The organism is Wolbachia endosymbiont of Nomada ferruginata (assembly GCF_001675785.1).
GTDB classification, from domain to species: Bacteria; Pseudomonadota; Alphaproteobacteria; order Rickettsiales; family Anaplasmataceae; genus Wolbachia; species Wolbachia pipientis.
Map to the genome: position 1 here is coordinate 1 of NZ_LYUY01000085.1, position 5,566 is coordinate 5,566.

At 33.8% G+C, this 5,566-nt stretch carries 4 protein-coding genes and 2 pseudogenes; 2 read left to right on the forward strand and 4 right to left on the reverse strand.

The genetic code is table 11. The features are described from left to right. Positions 1 to 88: 88 nt before the first annotated feature. Positions 89 to 220, forward strand: a pseudogene (locus BA053_RS07465) (Rpn family recombination-promoting nuclease/putative transposase); the annotation flags it as partial. Between the two features lie 45 nt (positions 221 to 265). Here the strand turns inward: BA053_RS07465 and BA053_RS04995 are convergent. Beyond that, on the reverse strand, positions 266 to 1,438 hold the full coding sequence (locus BA053_RS04995; RefSeq protein ID WP_065095128.1) for a porin: 1,173 nt from the start codon (positions 1,436 to 1,438) through the stop codon (positions 266 to 268). A 62-nt stretch (positions 1,439 to 1,500) separates the two neighbouring features. After that, positions 1,501 to 2,316: a hypothetical protein gene (locus BA053_RS05000; RefSeq protein ID WP_065095129.1), complete on the reverse strand. Its 816-nt coding sequence runs from the start codon at positions 2,314 to 2,316 to the stop codon at positions 1,501 to 1,503. Positions 2,317 to 2,549: 233 nt separating this feature from the next. Here BA053_RS05000 and BA053_RS05005 point away from each other — a divergent pair, with 233 nt between their 5' ends. Next, the gene (locus tag BA053_RS05005; protein ID WP_065106832.1) at positions 2,550 to 3,335 is read left to right on the forward strand and encodes an enoyl-ACP reductase FabI; all 786 of its coding nucleotides are present in this window, start codon (positions 2,550 to 2,552) and stop codon (positions 3,333 to 3,335) included. Here the strand turns inward: BA053_RS05005 and secD are convergent. Continuing rightward, positions 3,332 to 4,840, reverse strand: coding sequence for a protein translocase subunit SecD (gene secD, locus BA053_RS05010; RefSeq protein WP_065095131.1), 1,509 nt, complete (start codon positions 4,838 to 4,840; stop codon positions 3,332 to 3,334). The two genes, BA053_RS05005 and secD, sit on opposite strands and share 4 nt — an antisense overlap. Positions 4,841 to 5,004: 164 nt before the next feature. Then, positions 5,005 to 5,491, reverse strand: a pseudogene (locus BA053_RS08790) (DDE-type integrase/transposase/recombinase); the annotation flags it as partial. Between the last annotated feature and the right edge of the window lie 75 nt (positions 5,492 to 5,566).

Below are 5,566 nucleotides of genomic sequence, written 5' to 3' on the forward strand. Positions count from 1 at the left end.
CTTGCCATTTCTAATCCTCCAAAATTTTATTTTACCCGAAAAAACTCCTTTCTTTCTCTCCACTTTTTCTGGGTAAGGTCAAAAACTTGATGATGCTAAAAAGGAAGGAAAAATTGAAGTTGCAAAAACAATGCTGGCTAATAATGTTGATGTCACCACTATTATTAAGTTTACTGGCCTCTCCATGAGTGAGATTGAAAAATTAAGTGGAAATCTGTGAACGGTTACCTTGGATGACAGAAAAGAGTGTTGGAAGGAGGCAATATTAAAAACTTAATTTCAGTCCAGCCAAGAACACATAACCAGAGTTGTTATTTTCTATTTTAGGCTCTTTTGTACTAAACTTTACAATATCGAAATAGTATGAAGTACCTAAAAAAAGAGAATTTTCAAGACTTAAAGCATATGATGTTAACTCGTTTGTACCTTCGCCTGCAATATCCCTACCACTACTAAAATATGTTAAGCTCGATTTATAAGAATCAGAACGGTAAGCGATACCTGCATTCATATAATACGTATTATTTGTTTCAGGATTACGCTTCTCACCAGATTTACCACCATTACCATACGAAAAAATGCAATCAAGATCGAACAATTTTAGCTTCAAACCAAAATTCCAGTGTAGTAATTGATTGCGGCATTCATAATTTTTAGAAGTCCCATCTGAGCAATCAGTTAAATTTTCTCTTGCAAATTCACCAGTTAAGGCAGTAGTAAAACCTATATCATCTGACAAGCTGTTTTTATAGGAAAGGCCAGCAGCAATTAGATTGCTATATTGTAAGTTATTTTTTCCTGGGACGTAACTGAACCCGAGTTGAAAGTTATAGATTTTAGGGGAGATGTAGTTAATTGATGATTGTTTTAACCCTAGTTCGAGTCCATTATACTCACTGTAAATGTTGGGTTTTACCCAAAATACCTTGTCTTTATCATATCCAGGGTCACCATCTTTTTTAGGATCACCGCGCAAATTTGCATAGTTTGCCCAGCAACCATTTACTCCTCCAGCAGCTGCATAAATTTTTGAAGTGTTAATTAACATGCTCTGACCAACTAAACTTCTTTTACCATATTCAATTGATCCAAGTTCCTGGTTTTTTATGATAAAATACCATTCCTCCATGTCTAACTTTTCTATGTCTAACGCTTTTAGGTTTGCAATACCAGAAACCCCTGCCTTAACATTAACCCCCATTTGAGTATTTGGATAAACTTGCTGTAAATAAAGAAAGCGCAAGTATGAATAACTTGAAGTTTTATCCTTAGGCTTAGCATTGAAAGAATCTCTGTTGAAGGCGTAGCCGAATCTCAAATCTATTTTTCCGTCTAGTTCTGCATAAAATATTTCCTTATCCAAAATTGTTTTAGAGCTAGCACTATTCTGCAAAAACAATGATGAAAGCAGTGCTACCAGGTAGTACTTTAACTTCATAAATAAACTTAAATCTTTATAAAAATTTAAGTTTAAACTCAATATAAATAAAAAACAACTTTTCAGAAGGCACCGCTGGTAGATTTTGCTGCCTGTTTTTGAGCTATATTCCCATAAATTATTGATACACTTGGTAATTTTTGCATTAATAACTGCTTATTAATGGCAGAATGTATACGATTAATTATTTTAGATGTACTTTTTACATCGCAGTTAATCAAAACAAAAAGCACTTTATTCTCATCAATATACCCTAGAAAATCATCACTACGGCAATTTTTATAAAAATGTTCTATGATAACTTTCAGTGCATTATTTGTCTCACTACAGCTACTATTTAAGCCAATCACTCCTATAGCTGCATTAATTTGATGTTGAAAGGCAAAATTTAATATAACGTATAACTCTAGAATAGTGGACTCATTGCCCGGTATATCGAATAAGTCATGGTTTTTATATTTTTTACCCATTAGATATTTATCTCTAAAGATTCCTAGTTTATGGGACAAACTGATATCACGTATTAATAGCTCATAATTTATTTTATTACTGGCAAATTGTGCAGTGCGGAAAACTTTTACTTTTGTCCTGATATCTTCTCCTTTAGCATCAGTTAAGGAAAAATCTATCACTTTAGGTAATATATCAAGTAAATCGTGCCCATTTTCGGTATACTCTAAATAATTCTTCATGTCGTCAGCTGCTCTTGCACTTAAAATATTGATTAACGGCTTATTAAGTAAATTCCCTTCCTCGTATTTTAACAAATTCCTTGCAGCTTGATTGAGCCCTAAAATTAACACGTTTTTTTTCTTATTATCCTGACAAACAGATACCACAGCATCATCTTTTCTTCTTGCAGTTATGAAATCATCCATACTTTCATTCTATACAGCGTATTTATAAGTATAATAAGATTATATTAAGATTTACTTACTTATTGATATGCTTAATTAGGTATAGACAAAATGTCATACGGGATGGCTTTGTTGTAGAAGAATCAAGATTACTGTTTATAGACTTCAAGTTACTGCAAAAAATATTTTAAAACATAGTGATATCTTGACTTTACCTAGTTAATATTCCAAATTATAAAAAAACAGATAGTTCTATGACGACAAGTCTATTACAAGGCAAAAAGGGATTAATAACCGGAATAATAAATAAGAGATCGATAGCATGCGGTATAGCAAAAGCTCTCTCAGAGCACGGGGCAGAACTTGCAATCACCTACCAGAACGAAATAATAAAAGAAAAATTATTACCAATAGCAGATGAATTAAATGTGGAGCTAATATTACACTGTGACGTTTCAAATGAAAAAATCATAGATAACGCTTTCGAAATAATAGAGAAAAAATGGGGTACTCTTGACTTTTTGGTGCATGCAATAGCATTCTCCGATAAAAATGAGTTAGATGGTAAATATGTCAATACTTCACTGGATAACTTCCTCAATGCAATGCATATATCGTGCTATTCTTTTACTGCTTTAGCGCAAAGGGCTGAAAAAATGATGTCAAATGGTGGTAGTTTACTTACTTTATCTTATTATGGCGCTGAAAAAGTTATGCCAAATTATAACGTTATGGGTTTATGTAAAGCAGCACTTGAAGCAAGTGTAAAATATATAGCATGTGATCTCGGGCCACAAAATATCAGAGTAAATGCAATTTCCGCTGGTCCAATCAGAACTTTAGCATCTTCTGGAATAAGCGATTTTCACTCCATATCAGAATGGAATAGAAATAATTCTCCGCTCAGACGCAATGTTACAATAGAGGATGTTGGCAAGGCAGCGTTATACTTATTAAGCGACTTAAGTAGTGGCACTACTGGAGAAATTTTGCACGTTGATTCAGGATATAACGTTGTGGGAATGAAGGTAGTTGACTAACAAAGCACTAGTTCCTTCGGGTTCATACACAACTCTATCAGGAGTTTTGTGACTGTGATTGCAGAAAACATCGAACATAAAATTCCTATTGATAGAGTGACAGAAAAGCCTCTTATTGCTCCACTGCCAATAATGAACATTATTCCTGCAGCAATTAATGTAGTGATATTTGAATCCAGTATTGTCTTTATAGCGTTTTTAAACCCTTCTTCAATAGCACGTTCCACTCTCTTGCCAGATTTGATTTCCTCACGAATTCGCTCAAATATTAAAACATTTGCATCCACCGCCATACCAACAGTAAGTGCAATACCGGCAATTCCAGGTAAAGTTAGAGTTGCTTCAAGCAGAGTGAGAATTGATAATATAAGAACTACATTAGAAAAAAGTGCAACAGAGGCCAATACACCTAATTTGCCGTAAGTGATGATTATAAATAAAGCCACGGCTATAATAGAGATTGTTGCTGCCATTTCCCCTGCCTTTATTGATTCTTCTCCAAGACTTGGGCCAATGTTTTTTTCTTCAATTATTTTAAGTGGTGCTGGCAGTGCTCCAGATTTTAAAAGTATTGCAAGTTCGCTTGCTTGTTTTTCAGTGAAATTACCGCTAATTTCTCCCTCTCCATTTAAAATTGGCTCACGTATTGTAGGTACTGTTAAGACTGTGTTATCCAGAACAATTGCAAAAGGTTTTCCCACATTTTCTTTAGTGATTTTTGCGAATCTTTTACTCGCTATGCTGTCAAATTTAAAATGCACTGTTGGTTTACCTAAGTGACCAAATCTAACTGATGCGTTAACCAGCGAATCACCACCTATTTCAGTTTTGCGGAATATTGGATAAGAATTACCTAAAGAATCCTTGAGCATGACAGTGGTTTCATGGTCTATATCCTGCACCTTGGCTATGTTAGTGTTTGCCAAATGAAAAGCTAGCTTAGCAGTTTTGCCAAGCAGAGATTTTATCTGCTTGGTATCTTCTACTCCAGGCACCTGCACTAATATTTTATTCTGCCCTTGTTTTTGAACGCTGACTTCCTTTGTGCCAAGTTTGTCCAAACGGCGCTGGACATTGTTTATTGATTCTGCAGCTACTTCACTGATCAAAGAATTTTTATAATGGGGTTTATACGAAATGAGAATCGAAGAATCTTTTCTATTTAGCTCTAAATTTGGATTTATCGCATTAATCAACACAGATGCTTTTTTATAATCATCAATATTATTTAAAGTTATAACGCTATTTTGTACGTTAGATTCAATATTTTTTGTTAGCAATGTCTCTTTTATTTCGTTAGCTAGCATGCTTAGCTTTTCCTTAAAATAGAAGTCTAAGTCTATGTTTAAAAGCAAAGATGCCCCTCCTTTCAGGTCAAGGCCTAAGTTTATTCTTTTTTTCGAAATAAAAAGCTTATTATCAAAGAAATTTGGCAGTGTTATGTATAAAGCAAATAAACAGATGCATAATACTGAAAAAGATTTGACTATAAGTCTGTTATACATAAGTTGTAGGTTTAAAATTGTAATAATTGATTGTAAGTTAAAAATAGATTTTTGTAAAATTCTCTATTTGACCTTACCCAGAAAAAGTAGAGAGAAAGTTAAGACGTTTTTATCATGAGAATAAATTGTGCAGGAATGCAATAGTTAATAGTAGAATGTCTACGTTATTTGTTATAAAAGATTTCTATGTATTCAAATATGGCAGTTCTGGTTTGTTGAGCGAGAAGTATCAATAAGCAGCTCCCTTTTAAGTGAACTTTTCTGCAACAGAGTTATCGTAACAACAGCCCTTATGGCTCATGCTGGAAATGATGTTTTTTGTATTCAATAGAAATTGGTAATTTTGAGAGGTATACTGTGACCCTTGATCGCTATGTAACAGCAGATTTTTATCGGGTTTGCGTTTATCAACGGCCATCAATAAAGAATCTATAACTAATTATCATGTTACTCATTAACCACCATGCGTGAATATAGGTCAATTATTGCCGCCAACAACCTTCTTTAGTTTTTATGTAGGTAATCCCAAACTTTATTTGGCTGATCAGTAGTAAAATTTTGATCCAATATGTTCGGAGCCACAACTCGGTTGCTTATTTGCTGTTTTTTATTTTTGAACCTTCGTCTAAACTTGGCTTTAATGCCATTTTCTCCTAAGAAACTCACTCAACTAACTCTTCTTGTTGAACTAATATGTAGCCAAATTCGCTCGCTTTTTTGATCAAA

Coding starts and splice junctions, on each gene's coding strand:
- BA053_RS04995 (WP_065095128.1), bottom strand. CDS start 1,438: ATGAAGTTAAAGTACTACCTGGTAGCACTGCTTTCATCATTGTTTTTG.
- BA053_RS05000 (WP_065095129.1), bottom strand. CDS start 2,316: ATGGATGATTTCATAACTGCAAGAAGAAAAGATGATGCTGTGGTATCT.
- BA053_RS05005 (WP_065106832.1), top strand. CDS start 2,550: ATGACGACAAGTCTATTACAAGGCAAAAAGGGATTAATAACCGGAATA.
- secD (WP_065095131.1), bottom strand. CDS start 4,840: ATGTATAACAGACTTATAGTCAAATCTTTTTCAGTATTATGCATCTGT.